The organism is Bradyrhizobium glycinis (assembly GCF_016031655.1).
GTDB classification, from domain to species: Bacteria; Pseudomonadota; Alphaproteobacteria; order Rhizobiales; family Xanthobacteraceae; genus Bradyrhizobium; species Bradyrhizobium glycinis.
In genome coordinates, this window is sequence record NZ_JACCHQ010000022.1 from 25,451 (window position 1) to 45,648 (window position 20,198).

The window sequence follows — 20,198 nt, forward strand, 5'->3', positions numbered from 1 at the left end:
GCTTGCACGACCTCGCTGCGATGCTAAAAGCGATCACATAAGAAGGATGTTGCCATGATCTCACTCGCCGACCTCCAGCGCCGTATTGAATCCGGCGAGTTATCGCCCGAGGCTGCGATCGCGCGGTCGCATGCGGCGATCGAGGCCAGGGAGAAGGACGTCCAGGCCTTCGTCCGGCACGACAAATCCGCGAGGGCGCAAGGCTCGGGCCCGCTGCGCGGCATTGCCGTCGGCATCAAGGACATCATCGACACCGCCAACATGCCGACCGAGATGGGCTCGGAAATCTATCGCGGCTGGCAGCCGCGCGCTGATGCGCCGGTCGTGATGATGCTGAAGCGGGCCGGGGCCACCATCATCGGGAAGACCACCACGACCGCATTCGCCTCGCGCGATCCGACGGCGACGCGCAATCCGCACAATACGGCTCATTCGCCCGGCGGCTCGTCCTCGGGCTCGGCGGCGGCCGTCGGCGCCGGCATGATCCCGCTGGCGCTGGGCACCCAGACCGGCGGCTCGGTGATCCGGCCCGCCGCCTATTGCGGGACGGCCGCGATCAAGCCGTCATTCCGGATGCTGCCGACGGTCGGCGTGAAGTGCTATTCATGGGCGCTCGACACGGTCGGCCTGTTCGGTGCCAGGGCGGAGGATCTTGCGCGCGGTCTTTTGGCGATGACCGGGCGCGCGGAATTCTCCGGCGTCAGCCCGGCCAAGTCGCCGCGCATCGGCGTGGTCAGGCAGGAGTTCGCAGGCGCTGTGGAGTCGGCGGCCGAAGAGGGGCTGCAAGCTGCGATCAAGGCGGCGGTGCGCGCCGGTGCCAGCGTGCAGACCATCGATCTGCCCAAGGCGGTGCAGGAGGCCTGGCGCATCCACCCGATCATCCAGGATTATGAAGCGCATCGCGCGCTCGCTTGGGAATTTACCGAGCGTCACGACGAGATCGCGCCGATGCTGCGCGCCAGTCTTGATGCGACGGCCCATCTGACGCCGAAGGACTATGACGAGGCCCGCCGCATCAGCCGTCGCGGCCGCCGCGAGCTCGGCGAGCTCTTCGAAGGCCTCGACGTGCTCTTGACCTATTCCGCGCCCGGCACCGCCCCGGCCAAGGAGCTCGCGACCACCGGCGATCCCCGCTACAACCGGCTGTGGACGCTGATGGGCAATCCTTGCGTCAACGTGCCGGTGCTGAAGGTGGGCGGCCTGCCTGTTGGCGTGCAGGTGATCGCACGCTTCGGCAACGATCCGCTCGCGCTCGCGGCGGCCTGGTTCCTGGAGGAGGCGCTGGCGAAATCAGGCTAGTGCAGGTTCGGAAGGAGCGAGGGCCTGAGCGGGCGCTGAGGGCGCTGCGCCGGCTCCCGCGCCTTGCCCGAGCCAGCGCTCGGCGGCTGCGCGGCCGCTCCGGTGCAGCAAGCGAATGAAGCCGCGGCCGAGATCGGTGGATGAGCGTTGCGCCAGGCCGTCAACATTGTCTTCAGCCGCGATCCTAGTGAGCCGCAGAGACGGCGCGGTATGGGCCTGCGCCCATTCGACCGCGGCGATCTCGGCATTGAGCGCGGCGTTGGCCGCGATCTGGTCGAGCCGGCGGTCGATCGCGGCGAGCGTGATCGGCACGTAGCTGTCGCGCGTCGGCGTGACCTGGACCAATAGCAGATCCGTTGCCGCTGTGTCCTGCACCAAACGCAGCAGCGGCGGGTTGCCGCCAAAGCCGCCGTCCCAATAGGCTTCGCCGTCGATCTCGACCGCACAATGGACCAGGGGCGGGCAGGTCGAGGCCAGCGCGACGTCGGCGGTGATGGCCTCGTTGCCAAAAATCTGCTGCTGCCCGTCGTGGATCCGCGTCGCCGCGATCAGCAGCCTCGGGCAGCGCGCATCGCGCAGGACGGAAAAGTTGATGTCGCGGGAGACCGCCTGCCGCAGCGGATCGAGATCGAACGGATCGAACTGGCCGGAGCGCAGGGTCGGGCCGAATGCGACCGAGCTTCCCGCCGGCGAAAAGCCGCCGATCAGCATCAGCGAGCGGAACGAGGCCTCGTGCATCAGCCGGACCCAGAACCGGTTCAGCCGCGCCCGGGCGCCTTCGCGGCCGCCTTCGGCAAGGCCGCAACCGAGCAGCAGCGCATTGATGGCGCCGGCGCTGGCGCCGCTGACGGTGTCAATCTCGATGGAGGTCTCTTCGAGCAGCCGCTCCAGCACGCCCCAGGTGAAGGCGGCAAAGGTGCCGCCGCCCTGCAGCGCCAGCGAAAGTCTTCGCGGCGGCCATTGCTCGGAACGCGCCCGCACGGGCGCGACCGGTGCAGCCTTGGTGACCACGATGTCGAGCGGAGCGTCGGGCTTAACGACGGGCTCCGGCTGCGGCGCTGGCCGTGCAGCAGGGGCAGGCGGGGGCAGCGGCGCGTCAGACCAGATGTTGGTCGCCGAGAGCAGCCGGCTTGCTGCGGTGCCGGAGGCACCAAGCGAGCCGATCCCGTCATTCACGCCGACAATCTTCTCGCTCATTCTGAGCTACCGCCTAACGCCGTTTCCCGTGTCAGGATGACAGGCATGGAACCCGTTCGCTACACCTGCCGTGACTCGCAGGACAATTGCGAACAGGATTTGGCATATAATGCGGAAGGGGTGCGGCGGTATCCGTACTTCTTCCGATTCCAGATTCTTGTTCGACGCGTCTTCTTACGAGAACCGGCACCCACTTCGTCCGAAAACCCTCTATGCCTTCTCGCCGATGCGGCTTTCCTTGCCGGCTTGCAGGCGCTTGATGTTCTCGCGATGCGCGTAGAACAACAGCAGGGTCAGCACGGCAGCGAGTGCCGACAATGCGAGATGACCGAACCACCACAGGAATATCGGTGTGATGAACGCCGCCACCAGCGCCGAGAGCGAGGAATAGCGGGTGGTGAAGGCGGTCGCCAGCCAGAGCAGGCAGAACACGGCGGCGCCCGGCCAGAATAGCCCGAGTAGGATACCGATGTAGACCGCCACGCCCTTGCCACCCTTGAACTTGAGCCAGACCGGGAAGAGGTGGCCGAGGAAAGCCCCGAGACCAGCCGCCATTGCGGCATTGGGGCCTGCGATGTAGCCGGCGATCACCACGGCCACGGTGCCCTTGAGCGCGTCGAACAACAGGGTGCCCGCGGCGAGGCTCTTGCGTCCAGTGCGCAGCACGTTGGTGGCGCCGATGCTGCCGGAGCCGATCGAACGGATATCCTGGGTGCCCGCGAGCCTGGTCAAGATCAGCCCGAACGGAATCGAGCCGAGGAGATAGCCGATGACCAAAGCTACCGGCAGAAACGGTTCAAGCGCCATGGCGGCATCTCCCAAGGCCCATTCTCCGCGTCGAACGAAGCCGCAGCTCAGACATGCTCATACACCGTTCGTCCGCCGACAATGGTGCGCACCACGCGGCCTGTAAAGCGGGCCTCGTCGAACGGGGTGTTCTTGCAGGGCGACTTGAGGTCGGCCGGATCGACAACCCAGGGCACGTCGGGATCGATCACGATGACGTCCGCGGGGCTGCCGGCGCGCAGGGTTCCGCCCGACAGGCCGAGCAGCTCGGCGGGGCGGGTCGACATCGCGCGGATCAGCGTCTTCAGCTCGATCTCGCCATTATGCACCAGCCGCAGGCCTGCCGGCAGCATGGTCTCGAGCCCGACGGCGCCGGGCGCGGCTTCCGCGAACGGCAGGCGCTTGCCCTCGACGTCCTGCGGATTGTGGTCGGACATGATGACATCGAGCAGGCCGGAGCCGATCGCCGCCACGAGGGCGCGGCGGTCGTCCTCGGTGCGCAGCGGCGGCGACAGCTTCAGGAACGAACGGTAAGGACCGATGTCGTTCTCGTTCAGCGCTAGATGATTGATCGAGACCGAGGCGCTGACGGCGAGCCCGGCATCGCGCGCGCGCTGGAGGACGTCGAGGGAATCGATGCAGGTCAGCGACGCCGCGTGGTAGCGGCCGCCGGTGAGGGCGACGAGGCGCAGATCGCGCTCCAGCATCACGGCTTCGGCGGCATTCGGGATGCCCATCAGGCCGAGCCGCGAGGCGAACTCGCCCTCGTTCATCACGCCTTCGCCGACGAGATCGGGGTCTTCGGTGTGATGCACGATCAGCGCGTCGAAATCGCGCGCATAGGTCAGCGCGCGGCGCATCACCTGCGCATTGGTCACGCTTCTGGCGCCATCGCTGAAGGCGACGGCGCCTGCGGCCTTGAGCAGGCCGAACTCGGTCATCTCCTGGCCGTGCATGCCCTTGGTGAGCGCGGCCATCGGCTGGATGTTGACGATCGCGGTGTCGCGAGCACGGCGCATCACGAAATCGACCGTCGCCGAATTGTCGATCACCGGCGAGGTGTCGGGCTGGCAAATGATCGTGGTGATGCCGCCGGTCGCGGCCGCTTGGCTTGCGGTGGCAAAGGTCTCGCGGTGGCTGAAGCCGGGCTCGCCGACGAAGGCGCGCATGTCGATCAGGCCGGGTGCGACGATCTTGCCGGAGCAATTGACGATGTCGGTGCCCTCGGGGACGCCGGCAGCGCCGATGCCGCGGCGGGTCTCGCGGATGGTGCCGTCGGCGATCAGGACGTCGCCGACGCCGTCGAAATCCCTGGAGGGATCGACGACGCGGGCATTGGCGAGCAGGATGGGGCGGCGATCGGTCAACATCGGCATCACGCGTTCGGCAGGTTACGGGCGAGCGCTTCCAGCACCGCCATCCGCACCGCCACGCCCATCTCCACCTGTTCGCGGATCAGGGATTGCGCACCGTCGGCGACCGCGGTGTCGATTTCGACGCCGCGGTTCATGGGGCCGGGATGCATCACGAGCGCGTCCGGCTTGGCGTAGGCGAGCTTCTTCTGGTCGAGCCCGAAATAGTGGAAGTATTCGCTCGACGACGGCACGAAGGAGCCGTTCATGCGCTCGCGCTGCAGCCGTAGCATCATGACGATGTCGGCACCGTTGAGGCCCTCGCGCATGTCGCGCGCGACCTCGACGCCCATCCGCTCAATGCCCGGCGGCAGCAGCGTGGAGGGACCGACGACGCGGACGCGCGCGCCCATGGTGTTGAGCAGGATGATGTTGGAGCGGGCGACGCGCGAATGCAGCACGTCACCGCAGATCGCGACCACGAGCCCCTCGATGCGGCCCTTGTTACGGCGGATGGTGAGTGCGTCGAGCAGCGCCTGGGTCGGATGCTCGTGCGCGCCGTCGCCGGCATTGATCACGGAACCGTCGACCTTGCGGGCCAGCAGTTCCACCGCGCCGGAGGCGTGATGGCGCATCACCAGGATGTCCGGGTGCATCGCATTGAGCGTCATGGCGGTGTCGATCAGTGTCTCGCCCTTCTTGATGGACGAGGAGGCCACCGACATGTTCATGACGTCGGCGCCCAGCCGCTTTCCCGCCAGCTCGAACGAGGACTGGGTCCGGGTGGAGGCCTCAAAGAACAGGTTCACCTGCGTCCGTCCGCGCAGGACGGTGCGCTTCTTGTCAACCTGGCGGTTGAGCTCGACATATTCTTCAGACAGGTCGAGCAGGCCGCTGATGTCGGCCGCGGAAAGGCCCTCGATGCCCAGCAAATGCCGGTGGCCGAGGACGAAGGTCGATTTCGATGTCATTAAAAGCAGAGCTATAGGGGCGGACGGCGGGGGGAGCAAGGGGCAAACGGCGGGCGGCGAGTTATCCCCTGATCCTGTCGGTCTCGAGGCTGCGGCCTGGCCCCACCGTCATGCCCGGGCTTGTCCCGGGCATCAACGATCTTCTATCGCATTTGACGCAAAAGGACGTGGATGGCCGGGACAAGCCCGGCCATGACGATCGTAGGGCATTCCGTGAAAAGAATTCTGACAGCGTTCGTGGCTGCAGTGACAGTCAGCACAGTCCACGCCCAATCGCTCCCCGGCGACTTCGTCTATCTGCGCGACATCGATCCCAGCATCATTCAGGACATCCGTTACGCCACGTCGAACAATTTCGTGGGCCGTCCGCTCGCCGGCTACAATGCCGGCGAATGCGTGGTGAAGCGCGAGGTCGGGCTGCGGCTGAAAGCGGTGCAGCAGGAGCTGGCCGCGCAAAATCTCTCGCTGAAGATGTTCGACTGCTACCGGCCGGCGCGCGCCTCGCTCGACATGGTGAAATGGTCGCAGAACGGCCACGAGACTGCTGCGGAGCGGCGCTACAATCCGAAGATCCCAAAGACCGAGCTGTTCCGCCTCGGCTACATTGCGAGCCGCTCGCAGCATTCGACCGGTGCGGCGCTCGATCTCACGCTGGTCGATCTCAGGGCGGACAATTCCGCCAAATATGATCCAATCAAGACCTATGCCGATTGTACGGCGCCGGTCGAAGCGCGGGCGCCGGAGGGCAGCGTCGACATGGGCACAGGCTATGACTGTACCGACGCGAAGGGGCATACCGCCGCAACCTCGATCAATGCGGAGCAGCGAGCCTGGCGCAAGCGGCTGGTGGCTGCGATGGCCAGGCAAGGCTTTGTGAACTATTCGAAGGAGTGGTGGCATTTTTCGCTGCCGGGGGCGGGCGGGGCGGCCTATGATTTCCCGATCCAGCCGCGGCGGAACTGATTCCGCGCCGAGGACGCAAGATGACCCAGCCCACATTTGCGACCCACGAGGTCTTCAACCAATCGCCGCCGTTCGAGGACGTCGATCTTTTCGCCGTGGACCGGCCGCTGGTCGAGGCGGTCAGGGCCAATGGCGGCGCGGCGGCAGAGCGCGAGCTCTCCGAGTTCGGCAGGCATTGGGGCTCGGCGGCGATGGCCGATCGCGGGCGGCTTGCGAACGAGAACACGCCGAAGCTGCGCAGCTTCGATGCCAAAGGCAATCGCCGCGACCAGGTCGAGTTTCATCCCGCCTATCACGAGCTGATGGCGCACGGCGCCCATGCCGGCGTGCACAATTCCACCTGGACCGCAGATGGCAAGCCGGCGGGCGATGGCGCCGAGGTCATTCGCGCCGCAAAGTTCTACATGGCAGCCCAGATCGAGACCGGCCACCTCTGTCCGATCACGATGACGCGCGCCTCCGTCGGCGCGCTGGCGATGCAGCCCGACTTGCTCGCGCGGGTGATGCCTGTGCTGTCGACCAAGAGCTACGATCCGAGCTTTGCGCCGTGGTGGGGCAAGCGCGGCATGACGCTCGGCATGGGCATGACCGAGAAGCAGGGCGGCACCGACGTGCGCGCCAACATGACGCGTGCGGTGCGCGACGGGGACGGCTATCGCATCACCGGCCACAAATGGTTCATGTCGGCGCCGATGTGCGATGCGTTCCTGGTGCTGGCCCAGGCCGAAGGCGGGCTGACCTGTTTCTTCATGCCGCGCTTCGCGCCGGATGGTTCGGTCAACACCATCCAGTTCCAGCGGCTGAAGGACAAGCTCGGCAACCGCTCCAATGCCTCGTCCGAGGTCGAGTTCGTCGGCGCCTATGCTGAAAGGGTCGGCGAGGAGGGCAAGGGCATCCGAACCATCATCCAGATGGTGCAGCTGACGCGACAGGATTGTGCGATCGCCTCGGTCGGCCTGATGCGCTCGGGGCTTGCGCATGCGCTGCACCACGCCCGGCACCGCAGCGTGTTCCAGAAGCATCTGGCCGATCAGCCCTTGATGCAGGCCGTGCTGTCGGACATGGCGCTGCATGTGGAGGCGAGCACGGCGCTGGTGATGCGGCTCTGCTGCGCCTTCGACCGCACGCCGCATGATGCGGCGGAAGCGGCCTATATGCGGCTGCTCACGCCCGCGATCAAATACTGGATCTGCAAGAGCGCGCCGCCGTTCCTGTTTGAGGCAATGGAGTGCCTCGGCGGGAACGGCTATGTCGAGGACGGCATTTTGGCGCGGCATTATCGCGAGTCGCCGGTCAACGCGATCTGGGAAGGCTCGGGCAACGTGATGTGCCTCGACGTGCTCCGCGCGCTCTCGCGTGAAGGCGAGGCGGCGATGGCGGTGCTGCAAGCGCTGGCGGCCGAGAGCAAGGGGCTGCCGGGGGCGGGCGAGGCGGTCAGCTTCATCGGCAAGACGTTTTTGCGCGCCGACGGCGAGCGCGTCGCGCGACTTGCGGTCGAGAAGCTGGCACTGCTTGCTGCGGCTGCGGCGCTCAATGGCGTGTCGCCGCGCCAGGCTGAGCTGTTTGCCGCGACGCGCCTCGCGACCAACCACGCCGGCATGTACGGCGCGGTCGAGCTCGACAGCGCCGATGTGCGCGCGCTGCTGGAGCGGGCGTTGCCGTGAGTCTCCAAAACGAAAGCCTCCTGATGGACTCCCTCAATCCCGATCATCCGCCGCTGACCGAGACGCCCGCGGCGCCGCGCGTCTGGAAGTTCTGGGGCACGGCGCTGTGGGGCCTCTTCATCTTCGTTGCGATGTTCGTCGGGCAGATCGGTGCCGTGATTGTGCTGGCGGCGCTTCGTGGTCTTCCCATCGACCTCGCCTCGCTTCAGCTCGTCGGCCGCGAACCCCAGACGCTCGCGCTCTCGGTCATCATGGGGCTGCCGGCGACGTTGCTTGCGGTCTGGCTCGCCATTCGCATCAAGAAGGCCTCCTTCGTCGACTATCTCGCGCTGCATTGGCCATCATGGAAGCAGCTGCTGTTCGGCGCCGTCGGCCTCATCCTGATCGTGCTGCTCTGGGAGACGATGTCGCGCGCGCTTGGCCGCGAGGCGACGCCGGGCTTCATGACCGATCTGTTGAAATCGGGCCGCGACAAGGGCGCCGCGCTGCTGCTGCTGGCCGCATTCGCGGTGGCGGCGCCGATGTCGGAAGAGGTGCTGGCGCGAGGCTTCCTCTACCGCGGCTGGTCGGCGAGCTTCTTGCGCGCACCCGGCGCGATCCTGCTGTCGTCGCTGGTCTGGACCGTGGTCCACCTGCAATATGACATGTATTTCCTCGCCGAGGTCTTCTGCATCGGCCTGTGGTTCGGCTTTATGCGCTACCGCGCCGGCTCGCTGTGGCTCACTATCGCGCTGCACGCGCTGAACAATCTCACAGCGGTGGTGCTGACGATGTGGCTGGGGAGCTAGCCCGGCGGCTGCCTCACACTCCGTCATTGCGAGCGCAGCGAAGCAATCCAGAATCTTTCCCCGCCGGCATTCTGGATTGCTTCGTCGCAAGGGCTCCTCGCAATGACGAGCCGAGAGAGATGTGCTCCCAATGTCGAGCTAGCTAAGCCACCAGCGCGATCGCGATCGGCATCGTGATCGCGGCCAGGACCGTCTGCAGCGTGATGATCTGCGCGAGCAGCGGCGCGTCGCCGCCCATCTGGCGGGCCAGCACATAGGCGCTGGGCGAGGTCGGCACCGCCGCGCAGATCGCGACGATCGCAAGGCTGCTGCCCGACAGCCCGAACCAGGCGGCCAACACCAGCGCGAGCACGGGCATCAGGACCAGCTTGAACGCCACGCCGAGGCCAGCGCCCAGGCTCGGATGCAGCAGGCCCTTAAGCTGCAAGCCCGCGCCGGTCACGAGCAGGCCGATGGCGAGCGAGGAGCGGCCGAGCGCGTCCGCCACCTCGTGCCAGATTCTTGGCAGCGGCAGATGGACGGCATTTATGACGAGGCCGATGGCGCAGGCCCAGATCAGCGGATTGCGGATTACCGTCATGACGATGGCGCGCACCGACTGCTTTTCGGGCGAAGCATAGTGCGCGAGCACCGCGACGCTGAACACGTTGACCAGCGGAATGATCGCGACCATCGCCACCGAAGCCAGCGCCAGCCCGACATCGCCGAACATGTTGGCGGCGACGGAGAGGGCGACATAGGTCTGCCAGCGCGTCGCACCCTGGAAGATCGACGTGAAGGCGGGGCCGTCAATGTCGAGCCGGGACAGAGCCGGGCGCAATGCGAGGCAAAGCAGCGACATCGCCAGCGCCGACAGCAGCAGCGCGCCGCCAACGCCTGCGACCGGAACTTTCGTAAGGTCCGCCTTCACCAGCGTCTGGATCAGTAGCATTGGAAACAGCACGAAATAGGTCAGCCGCTCCAGCCCGTGCCACTGCGTATCCAGCCGCATCAGGCTATGCCTGAGCACCACACCGAGCACGATGAGGATGAAGACAGGCAGCAGCGCCGTGATGACGACGGCCATGGGATCAGCCGGGTCCGGTGCGCAGGTTCGCCAGGCGATCGAGCGCGCCTTGCAGGATGAAGATCGCGGCGTGCTCGTCGATCACCTCGGCGCGCTTGGCACGGCTGACGTCCATGCCGATCAGCTCGCGCTCGACCGCCGCGGTCGAAAGGCGCTCGTCCCAGAGACCGATGGGCAGCGTAGTCAATCCGGCCAGATTTCGCGCGAAGGCGCGGGTCGATTGCGCGCGCGGGCCTTCGCTGCCGTCCATGTTGATCGGCAGGCCGAGCACGAAGCCGACCACCTTGCGCTCGGTTGCGATGGCCAGCAGCCTGGCGGCGTCCTGCTTGAACTGCTTGCGCTGGATCGTCTCGACGCCGGTCGCCAGCCGCCGGTCCGGGTCGGACACGGCGACACCGATGGTCTTGGTGCCGAGATCGAGCCCGATGAGCGCGCCGCGCGCGGGCCAGTGGGTTGCAGCATCGATGAGAGGCAGGATAGGAGCCGGCATGGCTTTAGCGCATATCACGCGTCGCGCCGCGGGGTGAACTGGTAACCATGGATGCACTGACACTATTCGGCCTGTTTGCCGTGACGGCGATGCTGGTCTGCTATGCCCTGGAGGATCGCAGCCACTGGTTCGTGCTGCTGTTCGCCACGTCCTGCGCGCTCGGTTCGGCCTATGGCTTCCTGCAAGGCGCCTGGCCGTTCGGCCTCGTCGAGGCGATCTGGGCCGTCGTGGCATTGCGGCGCTGGCAACTGAGGCCGCGGTGACGGAGGGGTGGGCGAGGGGCCTGCCGCGCGGCAAGCGGCTCCTCGCCCGGTCTCAGTCAGCGGATCGCAATCGGGTTGATCATCGCCTGCACGCCGCCGGTCCAGCGCGGCTGGCCCAGCACGAACAGGAATTCGTAGCCCTTGTCCCGGGCGAGCGCCGCGGTGTCCATGTTCTCGAGGATATAGGTCCCGTTCATCGCGAGCAGGATCTGGTGGACCTCGAACACGGTCTTGCCTTCGAACGGAAGGACCTCGAGCCCCCAGGTGTCGGCGCCGACCGCGACGACGCCCTTGCCGGTGAGGTACTTCGCGCCTTCGACGCCGAGGCCGGGCTCGCCGGCCGAGTAGCGTTTGTCGTCTTTGCCGATCAGGCTGAGCCAGCCGGTGTGGAAGATGACGACATCGCCCTGGCGGATCTCGACGTTCTGCTGCTTGGCGGCTTCCTCGATCTCCTTGACGTTGAAGGCGGTGCCTTCCTTCACCACGTCGGTCTTGAAATAGGCGGCCATGTCGAGCAGCACACCGCGGGTCACCATCGGCGGCACCTTCTCGATGCCGAGCTTCTTCAAGCCATTGGGATCGGCGAAATCGGCCAGCTTGTTGCCGTTGTAATAGACGTGCTCGATGCCGAGATGGCCGAGCCCGTCGAGCTGGCTGCCGATGCCGACCCAGGTGTCGAGGATGTCGTCGTTGTAGGTCGCCTTGTTGGGGCCGAGACCCGGGCTGCCGGCCTGTCCCGGCTGCACGATGGTGATCTTGTAGGTGCGCGGCGGGTAGGCGGGCGTCTGCGGTGTCACGGGGATGCCGAGGGCGTAGGTCTTGCCGGTCTTTACAAGCGATGCCGCCTTCACCACGAGCTCGGGCGTCATGTAGTTGGCGGCGCCGATCTCGTCGTTCGGCCCCCATTTCGATTTGGTCCAGTCCTGTGCGCTTGCAGTCCCTGAAATCGCCGACAACGCAGCGACGCAGCACAACACGAGCGTATTGCGCATCAATAGTCCTCCCGATGTTTTCTGCCGATGTTTTGGCTTCGTTGATGGTTTCGCGCTGGCCAGTCACTCATCCTAACGTAGAAGAAGCGCGGGCATCAAAGCTTTTCGAAGTGCTGCGCTGCGATGGCAGAACGCAGCGCGGATCGATTCAAACGCGATGGATTTGTGGCGAATTTCGTGGCGTGGAACGTTGGCGCTCCGTCAGGCTGCGATGACGTCCTCATCCTTTCTCAGGCAGTCGGCAAAACCGCTCAGCGCGCTATATTGATGTCCGGCGCGGCGCTGGATGAAGAGTGTCTCGACACGTGCATGCGACGGGCTCAGCGTGTGGACGGCGACGGCGCCGTTCATCGCACTGCGTTCCACGACGGCGCGCGGCAGCAGCGTCACGCCCATATCGGCGGCGACGCAGCCGATCATGCCGTCGAGCGTGCCGAGCTCGAAGCGCGCCGCCGACGGCCAGCCGAATTCGACGAAGATCTGTTCGAGCCGCTGGCGATAGGTGCAGCCGGTGCGGAACACCAGCGCGGTCGGACCCGATTCCGGCGTGCCGGCGCGCAGCTCGGCGAGCGAAGCCCAGCGGCGCGCGCTGACCAGCACCAGCTCTTCGCGGAACGCGCTCGTCGCGATGAGGTCGTCATGCGCGATGGGCCCTGCGACGAAGGCGCCGTCGAGCGTGCCGTCGAGCACAAAGGCGACGAGGTCGGCGGTCGGCGCGGTGCGCAAGGAAAGGCGCACGGCCGGGAAGCGGCGGTGGAAATCGGCAAGCAGCGGCGGCAGCCGCACCGCGGCCGTGGTCTCCATCGATCCGATCGCGAGCGGTCCTTTCGGCTCGCCATCGTCGCGCGCGGCGAGCAAGGCTTCGCGCGACAGCGCCGCCATCCTTTGCGCATAGGGGAGCAGGCGCTTGCCGGCACCGGTCAGCGTCATGCCGCGCGAGTGCCGCTCGAACAGCGGCGTGCCGATCTCCGCCTCCAGCGCCTTCACCCGCTGGGTGACGTTCGACTGCACCGTGTTGAGCTCTTCGGCGGCGCGGGTGATGCCGCCGGTGCGGGCGACCGCGGCGAAGGTCTTGAAATCGCTGAGTTCCATGGCGTCGTTTCGCTTTTGAGATGGCAGCGTTCGCAATAATTCAATTTTCGAGAATGCTAGTCCTGGCTAGTCTCGTTGTCCAGATTGGGGAGACAAAACAATGTCGATCAGCACGCCTCTATCAGCGCTCCTGGGCATCGAGCATCCGATTCTGCTGGCGCCGATGGACCTCGTCGCCGGAGCGCGCCTCACGATGGCGGTCAGCGCAGCAGGCGGCTTCGGCATTCTCGGCGGGGGCTATGGCGATCGGGCCTGGCTCGAAGCCGAGACCGCGAAGCTGAAGCAGTTCGCTGGTCCGTTCGGCATCGGCTTCATTACCTGGTGCCTAGCGGAGCAGCCTGAGCTCCTCGATATCGCGCTCGCTGCGCGGCCCCGCGCCATCATGCTGTCCTTCGGCGATCCAAAGCTGTTCGCATCGCGCATCAAGGCGACCGGCGCTCGGTTGATCTGCCAGGTGCAGGACGAAGCCTCGGCGCAACAGGCGCTTGACGCCGGCGCGGACATTCTCGTCGCGCAGGGTACCGAGGCTGGTGGTCACGGCACCGACCGCGCCCTCATCGACGTCGTGCCGGCGGTTATCGATCTGGCCGCTGGCCGCGTGCCCGTCGTTGCCGCGGGCGGTCTTGCCGATGGCCGCGGGCTGGCGGCGATGATGATGCTCGGCGCGTCGGGTGTCCTGCTGGGCACGCGTTTCTACGCCAGCCTCGAAGCCGACGGAGCGGACGAGGCAAAGAAGCGACTCTGCGCGGCAGGCAGCGGAAGCACCGTCCGCAGCATCATTTTTGACCTGTCGAAGGATCATGTCTGGCCGGCGCCGTTCACCGGGCGATGTCTCATCAACGACCACACGCGGCGCTGGCTCGGCCACGAGGTCGAGATGATGCAGAATCTGAAGACGGTTGCTGCCGAATATGCGGCTGCCAGGGCCGCCCGCAATTATGACATCGCGGCTATCAGCGCCGGCCAAGGCGTTGGGCTGATCCATGATATTCCACCCGCGGCCGAGATCGTCGACCGGATCGTCACGGAAGCCGAGCAGCTTCTGCTCGGACGCCGCAATTTCGTCAGCGCGGTATAGACGACGGTACGATGCGCAATCTCCGGGCGGGGCAGGCAATTGCGCTCGGCCGTGGGCTGCCGGCCGCCGAGCTGGCCCGGAATCTTGCCAGATCGGCGCTGGCACGCATGAAAGCGCTCTCCAGCTAGACCCCCAGCGCCGGTTGCGGCGCAAAACCGGCCTCTGCTATACGGCACATAGGTTTTGCCGTAAGAGGCCTTATATAATGTCCGTCGACGCCGCTACCGTCCGCCGCATCGCGCATCTGGCGCGCATCGCGGTCTCCGAGGACGAGGTTCCGCACCTGCAGGGCGAGCTCAACGCCATGCTCGCTTTCGTCGAGCAGCTCTCCGAGGTCAATGTCGAGGGCGTGGAGCCGATGACCTCGGTCACCCCGATGCAGATGAAGAAGCGGCAGGACGTGGTCGATGACGGCGAGATCGCCGACGATATCGTTGCCAACGCGCCGGCGACCGAAGGTCACTTCTTCCTGGTGCCGAAGGTCGTTGAATAAACAGGTTAGGTCCGATGTGCCTGCTTTGCGACGATGAGAAGGCCTATCAGGCCTACATGAATTACCTCGACAAGATGGAGCGGCAGGGCAAGGCTGCCGACCCCGACGTCGCCGTCAATGCCGTGCTCGACGAGATCGAGGCGGCTGCGAAAGCCGCCGCCAAAAAAGACGACCCAGCCGACGACAAGACCCTGTCTCCGTTCTTCTGCAGCCCGATCAATAAATGACCGATTTGACATCGCTGACGCTCGCCGAGGCCCGCAAGGGTCTCGCGGCAAAAACTTTCACGTCGCTCGAGCTGACCGACGCGCATCTTTCCGCGATCGAAGCTGCGCGCGTGCTCAACGCCTTCGTGATGGAGACGCCGGACCAGGCGCGCGACATGGCCAAGGCCGTGGACGAGAAGATCGCCAGGGGTGAGGGCGGCCCGCTCGCCGGCATCCCGCTCGGCATCAAGGACCTGTTCGCGACCAAGGGCGTGCGCACCACGGCTTGCTCGAAGATCCTCGGCAATTTCGTGCCGACCTATGAGTCCACCGTCACCTCGCAGCTCTGGCGCGACGGCGCGGTGATGCTCGGCAAGCTCAACAATGACGAGTTCGCGATGGGCTCGGCCAACGAGACCTCGTGCTTCGGACCCGTCGGCAATCCCTGGCGGCGCGAGGGGAGCAACACGACGCTGGTGCCGGGCGGCTCGTCCGGCGGCTCGGCCTCGGCCGTGGCGGCGCTGCTCTGCATGGGCGCGACCGCGACCGATACCGGCGGCTCGATCCGCCAGCCGGCCGCGTTTACCGCGACCGTCGGCATCAAGCCGACCTATGGCCGCTGCTCGCGCTGGGGCATCGTCGCCTTTGCCTCCTCGCTCGACCAGGCAGGTCCGATCGCGCGCAGCGTACGCGATGCCGCGATGCTGCTGCGCTCGATGGCCGGGCACGATCCCAAGGACACGACGTCGGTCGATATCCCTGTGCCGGATTACGAGGCGGCGATCGGCAAGTCCGTGAAGGGCATGAAGATCGGCATTCCCCGGGAGTATCGTCTCGACGGCATGCCGGCCGAGATCGAGAAGCTCTGGAGCGAGGGCGCGGCGTGGCTGAAAGCGGCCGGTGCCGAGCTGGTCGAGGTGTCGCTGCCGCACACCAAATACGCGCTGCCGGCCTATTACATCGTGGCGCCGGCGGAGGCTTCGTCGAATCTCGCGCGCTACGATGGCGTACGCTACGGCCTGCGCGAGCAGGGTAAGAACATCATCGAGCTCTACGAGAACACCCGCGCCGAAGGCTTTGGGGCAGAGGTGCGCCGCCGCGTCATGATCGGCACCTACGTGCTCTCGGCCGGCTATTACGACGCCTATTACCTGCGCGCCCAGAAGGTGCGGACGCTGATCAAGAAGGACTTCGAGGACTGCTTCGCCAAGGGCGTCGACGCGATCCTCACCCCGGCGACGCCGTCGGCGGCCTTCGGCATCGGCGAGAAGGGCGGCGCCGACCCAGTCGAGATGTATCTCAACGACATCTTCACGGTGACCGTGAACATGGCGGGCCTGCCGGGCATCGCGGTGCCCGCCGGCAAGGATGCGCAGGGCCTGCCGCTCGGGCTGCAACTGATCGGCCGTCCGTTCGATGAGGAGACGCTGTTCTCGCTCGGCGAGGTGATCGAGCAGGCCGCCGGCCGCTTCACGCCCGCGAGGTGGTGGTGAATGTCGTCGATTTCATCGCGAGCCTCGGCGGCGCGGCGCCGGCGCCGGACTTGAGCGCGCCGCTCGCCGGCCTCTGGTGGGCGGCGAAGGGCGATTGGGACCGCGCGCACACGATCGTTCAGGATGAGAGCAGCCGCGAGGCCGCCTGGGTGCATGCCTATTTGCACCGTGTCGAAGGCGATCTCGGCAATGCCGGCTACTGGTATCGCCAGGCCGGCCAGCCCGCAGCAAAGGATTCATTGGAAGCGGAGTGGGAGCGGATCGCTGCCACGCTGCTCGGGAGCAGGACATGAGCACGGCCACGCACAAGCTTCTCAAGGGCGCCACCGGCGATTGGGAGATGGTCATCGGCATGGAGATCCATGCCCAGGTGACCTCGAACTCAAAGCTGTTCTCGGGCGCGTCCACCGCGTTCGGCGGGGAGCCGAACAGCCACGTATCGCTCGTCGACGCCGCGATGCCCGGCATGCTGCCCGTCATCAACGAGGAATGCGTCAGACAGGCTGTCCGGACCGGGCTTGGCCTCAACGCGAAGATCAATCTGCGCTCGGTGTTCGACCGCAAGAACTATTTCTATCCAGACTCGCCGCAGGGCTACCAGATCAGCCAGTACAAATCGCCGGTGGTGGGCGAGGGCGAGGTGCTGGTCGAGCTCGACGGCGGCCGCAGCGTCACCGTCGGCATCGAGCGCCTGCATCTCGAGCAGGATGCCGGCAAGCTGCTGCACGACAGGTCGCCGACCATGTCCAATGTCGACCTCAACCGCTGCGGCGTGGCGCTGATGGAGATCGTCTCCAAGCCCGACATCCGCGATGCCGAGCAAGCCAAAGCCTACGTGACCAAGCTGCGCTCGATCCTGCGCTATCTCGGCACCTGCGACGGCGACATGGAGAAGGGAAGCTTGCGCGCCGACGTCAACGTCTCGGTGCGCAGGCCCGGCGGACCGCTCGGCACCCGCTGCGAGATCAAGAACATGAACTCGATCAACTTCATCGGCCAGGCGATCGAGTACGAGGCGCGGCGGCAGATCGAAATTCTCGAGGATGGCGGCGAGATCGACCAGGAGACGCGGCTCTACGACCCTAACAAGGGCGAGACGCGCTCGATGCGGTCCAAGGAAGAGGCGCATGACTACCGCTACTTCCCCGATCCCGACCTGCTGCCGCTGGAGTTCAGCCAGGCGTTCGTCGACGATCTGAAGGCGAAGCTGCCCGAGCTGCCGGACCAGAAGAAGACGCGCTTCGTCGCCGACTTCGGCCTGTCGGCCTATGACGCGAGCGTGCTGGTCGCCGAGCGCGAGAGCGCGCTATTCTACGAGACGGTGCTCGACAAGCTGGCGAGCCGCGCCCGCGACGGCAAGATGGCGGCGAACTGGGTGATCAACGAGCTGTTTGGCCGTCTCAACAAGGAAGGCCGGGATATTACGTCCTCGCCCGTCAATGCCGGGCAGCTGGCTGCGATCATCGACCTGATCGGCGAGGGCACGATCTCAGGCAAGATCGCCAAGGATCTGTTCGAGATCGTCTGGCAGGAGGGCGGCGATCCCCGCGCGCTGGTGGAAAGTCGCGGCATGAAGCAGGTCACCGATCTCTCGGCGATCGAAAAGGTTGTCGACGACATCATCGCGGCCAATCCCGACAAGGCGGCGCAGGTGAAGGACAAGCCGCAGTCGCTCGGCTGGTTCGTCGGCCAGGTGATGAAGGCGTCCGGCGGCAAGGCCAACCCGCAGAGCGTCAACGAGCTGCTCAAGTCCAAGCTCGGCGTCTAAGCCTCACGCATTCGAACGAGGTGACGGACACGTTCGTCACCTCGCTTTCGGCTCCCGGTGCGACGCTCGCGCGCATCCGCGAACGGCAAACTTCATCCCGATCGACGGCGATGCGGCGGCGAATCGCCGCCGCGCGATTCGCCCGAAACGGCGGCTTGAACGCGCTCCGGCGAGTGCCCGCGCCGTTAAGCATGAAAATATTTTCGTTGCCAAAAATCGCGACTCAGAGTCCGCGAAGCGCTTGCGCGAGGCGATCGCGCGTTGGTCGATGCGCATCGCCGCGTCGATCGCGCGCGATGCGCGCTTGCGAAAAAATACTTGCTGCATAGTGTTTTCGTGCAATCGCATCGTTCGCGAACGTCGACGATGCGAGCGCTCTGCATGATCGCAAGTGCATGTCATACGAAGCGCCTGCGTGGCGCCCGCCAAGCGCACGCGCCTTGCTGCGTCAACACTTCTTTAAGCGAGAAGCTGTTTTTTTCTTCGTGTTGGTGTATTCGGGATGAAGTGCATTCGATCCCCGAGTGCACGCAGCGATTAAAGCCATCTCACACATCGGAGGGCAACATGGCCAAGAAAGCGAAGAAGGCGAAGAAAGCGAAGAGCGCAGTGAAGAAGACTGCGAAGAAGACCCGCAAGGTCGCGAAGAAGAAGAAGTAACTTCGCTTCTGAAGTTGCCGGCTCCAGATAGCCGGCACGTCATCAGCGCCTCCTAAAGGTTCTGGTCGACGATAGAGGGTGTCGGCGAGACATCAGGTCAACGGTCGGATCGTTCTCTTTCGCGGTCCGGCAGAAGAAACGAGTTTTCTTCGTTCGGTGCGGTTCTCCTCAAACGGGCTCCGCAATTTCACGACAGGCCTTCGGGCCAAAGTGGAATCTGGTCCTGACGTGTTCGCCGACGCCCTCGTTCCCTTGACGCCGGGGCATTGCCGGCATTCCTTTTCCCCCGACATTGCTAATCTGATCGACGTCGCCGCGCTGACGTCTTTGCTCCGTCTGCCAGCAGGCGAGGGGCTGCGCCTTCATTGCACTGTTCGCAAACCGCACCTCCATTTGCGGGGTGCATCGCCCGGCTCCTACGTAGATCCAGAACGCCGCGGCTTCTCGGGGGGAACGACTGCGGCCGCTGGAATACTGGGTCACCCGCCTGCCACCTTCGCCGAAGCTTCCGCAGCCCGACACCGCATGCCCGGCGAAGCCAAGGCGTAGTGGAGGTCGCGGGTGACGACAGTTGAAGGGGAGGCAACCGCATGACCCGCGCCACCGCGCGCGATGGTTATCGATGTCCTGAAATCCCAGGGTAAACCGAATCTGACCAATGACAGAAGTGCCTGCGAATCAGGGACTTCTTGAATTCTCGGCACAGCACTCGCGCGCCCGCGTTTACGTCTGCTTCATCGCGATGCTTAAACTGCCATTCAAATTTGCCCGCCATCATCGCCTCCAACAAGCCGGCAAACGGCGATGGGGAAGAGTTGAACAGTGCACGATCCCGGGAAGGGTCATGCACATCAGAGTTGGACGGGAGCCGCGCTCGGGGGACGAGGCGGCATAAGAACAAAGGGGATGCGTGATGTTTCAGGGTACTTTCGATCTCGAGACGGCAACGCCGGTCGATGCGAGCGCGCTGTCGGACGTGCTGTTCGAGCGCGGGATCTATTGGGCGAGCGGCCGCTCCGGCATCGTCGATCTCGTCGCTGCGCACAAATGGTTCAATCTCGCCGCGCTGAAGGGCCGCAAGGACGCCGTGGCGCTGCGCCAGGAAATCGCCGGGCAGATGTCGGACGCCGAGATCTCCGTCGCGCAGCGTGAGGCGAGAGCCTGGGTCTGTGCGCACTGAGGTGAGATTCGCCTCTGACCCGTATTCGCATGGGCAGGCCCGGTTGCGCTGAAGCAAGTCTCTCCGTCATGCCGCCGCCTAAAATCCGACGGCATGAGCAACCAGGCTACGAATGGACGATGGCTGCCGATTCAGATCGCTCCCGACGAGTGCGACCTGGAGCTCGGGCGCCTGCACAAAACAGGAATTGTGCCCTGGCCCTTTCCATGCCGGCGCAAGGGCGGCATCTGGTTCAATGTCTGGGCCGATGAGGCCGTGCTGATATCGCCCTCGCATTGGCGGGTCTGGCGATCCGGCATTTAGGTGGGCGCCCGGCCATACAAGGAGCCGCGAATCACGCGGGGCTCGCCGCGCTCATCCTTGCGCAGAACCTGCGTATCGGGTTCGCGCCGTCGCT

The 20,198-nt window shown here is 65.5% G+C and carries 21 protein-coding genes; 12 read left to right on the top strand and 9 right to left on the bottom strand.

Going from position 1 to position 20,198, the window contains the following annotated elements:
- Positions 1–54: 54 nt before the first annotated feature.
- Positions 55–1,299 carry an amidase gene (locus HZZ16_RS26690; protein WP_197952817.1) on the top strand — a complete coding sequence of 415 codons (1,245 nt, stop codon included), beginning with the start codon at positions 55–57 and terminating at the stop codon, positions 1,297–1,299.
- On the opposite strand, the gene HZZ16_RS26695 is transcribed toward HZZ16_RS26690, so the two are convergent.
- From HZZ16_RS26695 to HZZ16_RS26710, 4 genes are all read right to left on the bottom strand, one after another.
- Positions 1,291–2,496 (bottom strand): patatin-like phospholipase family protein, encoded by a 1,206-nt coding sequence (locus HZZ16_RS26695; protein WP_197952818.1) that lies wholly within the window; start codon positions 2,494–2,496, stop codon positions 1,291–1,293. The two genes, HZZ16_RS26690 and HZZ16_RS26695, sit on opposite strands and share 9 nt — an antisense overlap.
- 210 nt (positions 2,497–2,706) lie before the next feature.
- A complete protein-coding gene (gene plsY / locus HZZ16_RS26700; protein ID WP_197952819.1) occupies positions 2,707–3,303 on the bottom strand; it encodes a glycerol-3-phosphate 1-O-acyltransferase PlsY in 597 nt (198 codons plus the stop codon).
- Between the two features lie 47 nt (positions 3,304–3,350).
- Positions 3,351–4,652, bottom strand: coding sequence for a dihydroorotase (locus HZZ16_RS26705; RefSeq protein ID WP_197952820.1), 1,302 nt, complete (start codon positions 4,650–4,652; stop codon positions 3,351–3,353).
- A 5-nt stretch (positions 4,653–4,657) separates the two neighbouring features.
- Positions 4,658–5,605, bottom strand: a complete 948-nt coding sequence (locus tag HZZ16_RS26710) for an aspartate carbamoyltransferase catalytic subunit (RefSeq protein ID WP_197952821.1) — start codon at positions 5,603–5,605, stop codon at positions 4,658–4,660.
- A 192-nt stretch (positions 5,606–5,797) separates the two neighbouring features.
- Between HZZ16_RS26710 and HZZ16_RS26715 the strand changes: the two genes are divergently transcribed.
- The 3 genes from HZZ16_RS26715 to HZZ16_RS26725 are packed head-to-tail and all read left to right on the top strand — an operon-like array spanning position 5,798 to position 9,020.
- Positions 5,798–6,568: a M15 family metallopeptidase gene (locus HZZ16_RS26715; RefSeq protein WP_246510460.1), complete on the top strand. Its 771-nt coding sequence runs from the start codon at positions 5,798–5,800 to the stop codon at positions 6,566–6,568.
- A 20-nt stretch (positions 6,569–6,588) separates the two neighbouring features.
- Positions 6,589–8,232, top strand: a complete 1,644-nt coding sequence (locus HZZ16_RS26720; RefSeq protein WP_197952822.1) for an acyl-CoA dehydrogenase family protein — start codon at positions 6,589–6,591, stop codon at positions 8,230–8,232.
- A gap of 23 nt (positions 8,233–8,255) precedes the next feature.
- A complete protein-coding gene (locus tag HZZ16_RS26725) occupies positions 8,256–9,020 on the top strand; it encodes a CPBP family intramembrane glutamic endopeptidase (RefSeq protein WP_197952911.1) in 765 nt (254 codons plus the stop codon).
- Positions 9,021–9,162: 142 nt separating this feature from the next.
- On the opposite strand, the gene HZZ16_RS26730 is transcribed toward HZZ16_RS26725, so the two are convergent.
- Positions 9,163–10,086 carry an AEC family transporter gene (locus tag HZZ16_RS26730; RefSeq protein WP_197952823.1) on the bottom strand — a complete coding sequence of 308 codons (924 nt, stop codon included), beginning with the start codon at positions 10,084–10,086 and terminating at the stop codon, positions 9,163–9,165.
- A 4-nt stretch (positions 10,087–10,090) separates the two neighbouring features.
- Positions 10,091–10,576: a Holliday junction resolvase RuvX gene (gene ruvX / locus HZZ16_RS26735; protein WP_197952824.1), complete on the bottom strand. Its 486-nt coding sequence runs from the start codon at positions 10,574–10,576 to the stop codon at positions 10,091–10,093.
- A 47-nt stretch (positions 10,577–10,623) separates the two neighbouring features.
- On the opposite strand from ruvX, the gene HZZ16_RS26740 reads away from it, so the two are divergent.
- Positions 10,624–10,839: a hypothetical protein gene (locus HZZ16_RS26740; protein ID WP_197952825.1), complete on the top strand. Its 216-nt coding sequence runs from the start codon at positions 10,624–10,626 to the stop codon at positions 10,837–10,839.
- A 56-nt stretch (positions 10,840–10,895) separates the two neighbouring features.
- Here the strand turns inward: HZZ16_RS26740 and HZZ16_RS26745 are convergent, their stop codons facing one another.
- Both HZZ16_RS26745 and HZZ16_RS26750 read right to left on the bottom strand, forming a co-directional pair.
- Complete coding sequence (locus HZZ16_RS26745; RefSeq protein WP_197952826.1) at positions 10,896–11,831, bottom strand: cyclase family protein; 936 nt, start codon at positions 11,829–11,831, stop codon at positions 10,896–10,898.
- Positions 11,832–12,032: 201 nt separating this feature from the next.
- Complete coding sequence (locus HZZ16_RS26750) at positions 12,033–12,923, bottom strand: LysR family transcriptional regulator (protein ID WP_197952827.1); 891 nt, start codon at positions 12,921–12,923, stop codon at positions 12,033–12,035.
- Between the two features lie 100 nt (positions 12,924–13,023).
- On the opposite strand from HZZ16_RS26750, the gene HZZ16_RS26755 reads away from it, so the two are divergent.
- The 6 genes from HZZ16_RS26755 to gatB all read left to right on the top strand — a co-directional run bounded on the left by HZZ16_RS26755 (position 13,024) and on the right by gatB (position 17,961).
- A complete protein-coding gene (locus HZZ16_RS26755; RefSeq protein WP_197952828.1) occupies positions 13,024–14,001 on the top strand; it encodes an NAD(P)H-dependent flavin oxidoreductase in 978 nt (325 codons plus the stop codon).
- A 205-nt stretch (positions 14,002–14,206) separates the two neighbouring features.
- Positions 14,207–14,494, top strand: a complete 288-nt coding sequence (gene gatC, locus HZZ16_RS26760) for an Asp-tRNA(Asn)/Glu-tRNA(Gln) amidotransferase subunit GatC (RefSeq protein WP_128265297.1) — start codon at positions 14,207–14,209, stop codon at positions 14,492–14,494.
- Between the two features lie 14 nt (positions 14,495–14,508).
- Complete coding sequence (locus tag HZZ16_RS26765) at positions 14,509–14,721, top strand: hypothetical protein (protein WP_197952829.1); 213 nt, start codon at positions 14,509–14,511, stop codon at positions 14,719–14,721.
- A complete protein-coding gene (gene gatA, locus HZZ16_RS26770; RefSeq protein ID WP_197952830.1) occupies positions 14,718–16,193 on the top strand; it encodes an Asp-tRNA(Asn)/Glu-tRNA(Gln) amidotransferase subunit GatA in 1,476 nt (491 codons plus the stop codon). The genes HZZ16_RS26765 and gatA overlap by 4 nt, the downstream gene beginning before the upstream one ends.
- A complete protein-coding gene (locus tag HZZ16_RS26775; protein WP_376707600.1) occupies positions 16,190–16,486 on the top strand; it encodes a hypothetical protein in 297 nt (98 codons plus the stop codon). The genes gatA and HZZ16_RS26775 overlap by 4 nt, the downstream gene beginning before the upstream one ends.
- Complete coding sequence (gene gatB / locus HZZ16_RS26780; RefSeq protein WP_197952832.1) at positions 16,483–17,961, top strand: Asp-tRNA(Asn)/Glu-tRNA(Gln) amidotransferase subunit GatB; 1,479 nt, start codon at positions 16,483–16,485, stop codon at positions 17,959–17,961. The genes HZZ16_RS26775 and gatB overlap by 4 nt, the downstream gene beginning before the upstream one ends.
- 36 nt (positions 17,962–17,997) lie before the next feature.
- Here gatB and HZZ16_RS26785 read toward each other — a convergent pair whose 3' ends face one another.
- On the bottom strand, positions 17,998–18,288 hold the full coding sequence (locus tag HZZ16_RS26785; RefSeq protein WP_197952833.1) for a hypothetical protein: 291 nt from the start codon (positions 18,286–18,288) through the stop codon (positions 17,998–18,000).
- 1,246 nt (positions 18,289–19,534) lie between these two features.
- On the opposite strand from HZZ16_RS26785, the gene HZZ16_RS26790 reads away from it, so the two are divergent.
- Positions 19,535–19,801, top strand: a complete 267-nt coding sequence (locus HZZ16_RS26790) for a hypothetical protein (RefSeq protein ID WP_197952834.1) — start codon at positions 19,535–19,537, stop codon at positions 19,799–19,801.
- Positions 19,802–20,198: the final 397 nt, after the last annotated feature.

Coding starts and splice junctions, on each gene's coding strand:
- HZZ16_RS26690 (WP_197952817.1), top strand. CDS start 55: ATGATCTCACTCGCCGACCTCCAGCGCCGTATTGAATCCGGCGAGTTA.
- HZZ16_RS26695 (WP_197952818.1), bottom strand. CDS start 2,496: ATGAGCGAGAAGATTGTCGGCGTGAATGACGGGATCGGCTCGCTTGGT.
- plsY (WP_197952819.1), bottom strand. CDS start 3,303: ATGGCGCTTGAACCGTTTCTGCCGGTAGCTTTGGTCATCGGCTATCTC.
- HZZ16_RS26705 (WP_197952820.1), bottom strand. CDS start 4,652: ATGTTGACCGATCGCCGCCCCATCCTGCTCGCCAATGCCCGCGTCGTC.
- HZZ16_RS26710 (WP_197952821.1), bottom strand. CDS start 5,605: ATGACATCGAAATCGACCTTCGTCCTCGGCCACCGGCATTTGCTGGGC.
- HZZ16_RS26715 (WP_246510460.1), top strand. CDS start 5,798: ATGACGATCGTAGGGCATTCCGTGAAAAGAATTCTGACAGCGTTCGTG.
- HZZ16_RS26720 (WP_197952822.1), top strand. CDS start 6,589: ATGACCCAGCCCACATTTGCGACCCACGAGGTCTTCAACCAATCGCCG.
- HZZ16_RS26725 (WP_197952911.1), top strand. CDS start 8,256: ATGGACTCCCTCAATCCCGATCATCCGCCGCTGACCGAGACGCCCGCG.
- HZZ16_RS26730 (WP_197952823.1), bottom strand. CDS start 10,086: ATGGCCGTCGTCATCACGGCGCTGCTGCCTGTCTTCATCCTCATCGTG.
- ruvX (WP_197952824.1), bottom strand. CDS start 10,576: ATGCCGGCTCCTATCCTGCCTCTCATCGATGCTGCAACCCACTGGCCC.
- HZZ16_RS26740 (WP_197952825.1), top strand. CDS start 10,624: ATGGATGCACTGACACTATTCGGCCTGTTTGCCGTGACGGCGATGCTG.
- HZZ16_RS26745 (WP_197952826.1), bottom strand. CDS start 11,831: ATGCGCAATACGCTCGTGTTGTGCTGCGTCGCTGCGTTGTCGGCGATT.
- HZZ16_RS26750 (WP_197952827.1), bottom strand. CDS start 12,923: ATGGAACTCAGCGATTTCAAGACCTTCGCCGCGGTCGCCCGCACCGGC.
- HZZ16_RS26755 (WP_197952828.1), top strand. CDS start 13,024: ATGTCGATCAGCACGCCTCTATCAGCGCTCCTGGGCATCGAGCATCCG.
- gatC (WP_128265297.1), top strand. CDS start 14,207: ATGTCCGTCGACGCCGCTACCGTCCGCCGCATCGCGCATCTGGCGCGC.
- HZZ16_RS26765 (WP_197952829.1), top strand. CDS start 14,509: ATGTGCCTGCTTTGCGACGATGAGAAGGCCTATCAGGCCTACATGAAT.
- gatA (WP_197952830.1), top strand. CDS start 14,718: ATGACCGATTTGACATCGCTGACGCTCGCCGAGGCCCGCAAGGGTCTC.
- gatB (WP_197952832.1), top strand. CDS start 16,483: ATGAGCACGGCCACGCACAAGCTTCTCAAGGGCGCCACCGGCGATTGG.
- HZZ16_RS26785 (WP_197952833.1), bottom strand. CDS start 18,288: ATGCAGCAAGTATTTTTTCGCAAGCGCGCATCGCGCGCGATCGACGCG.
- HZZ16_RS26790 (WP_197952834.1), top strand. CDS start 19,535: ATGTTTCAGGGTACTTTCGATCTCGAGACGGCAACGCCGGTCGATGCG.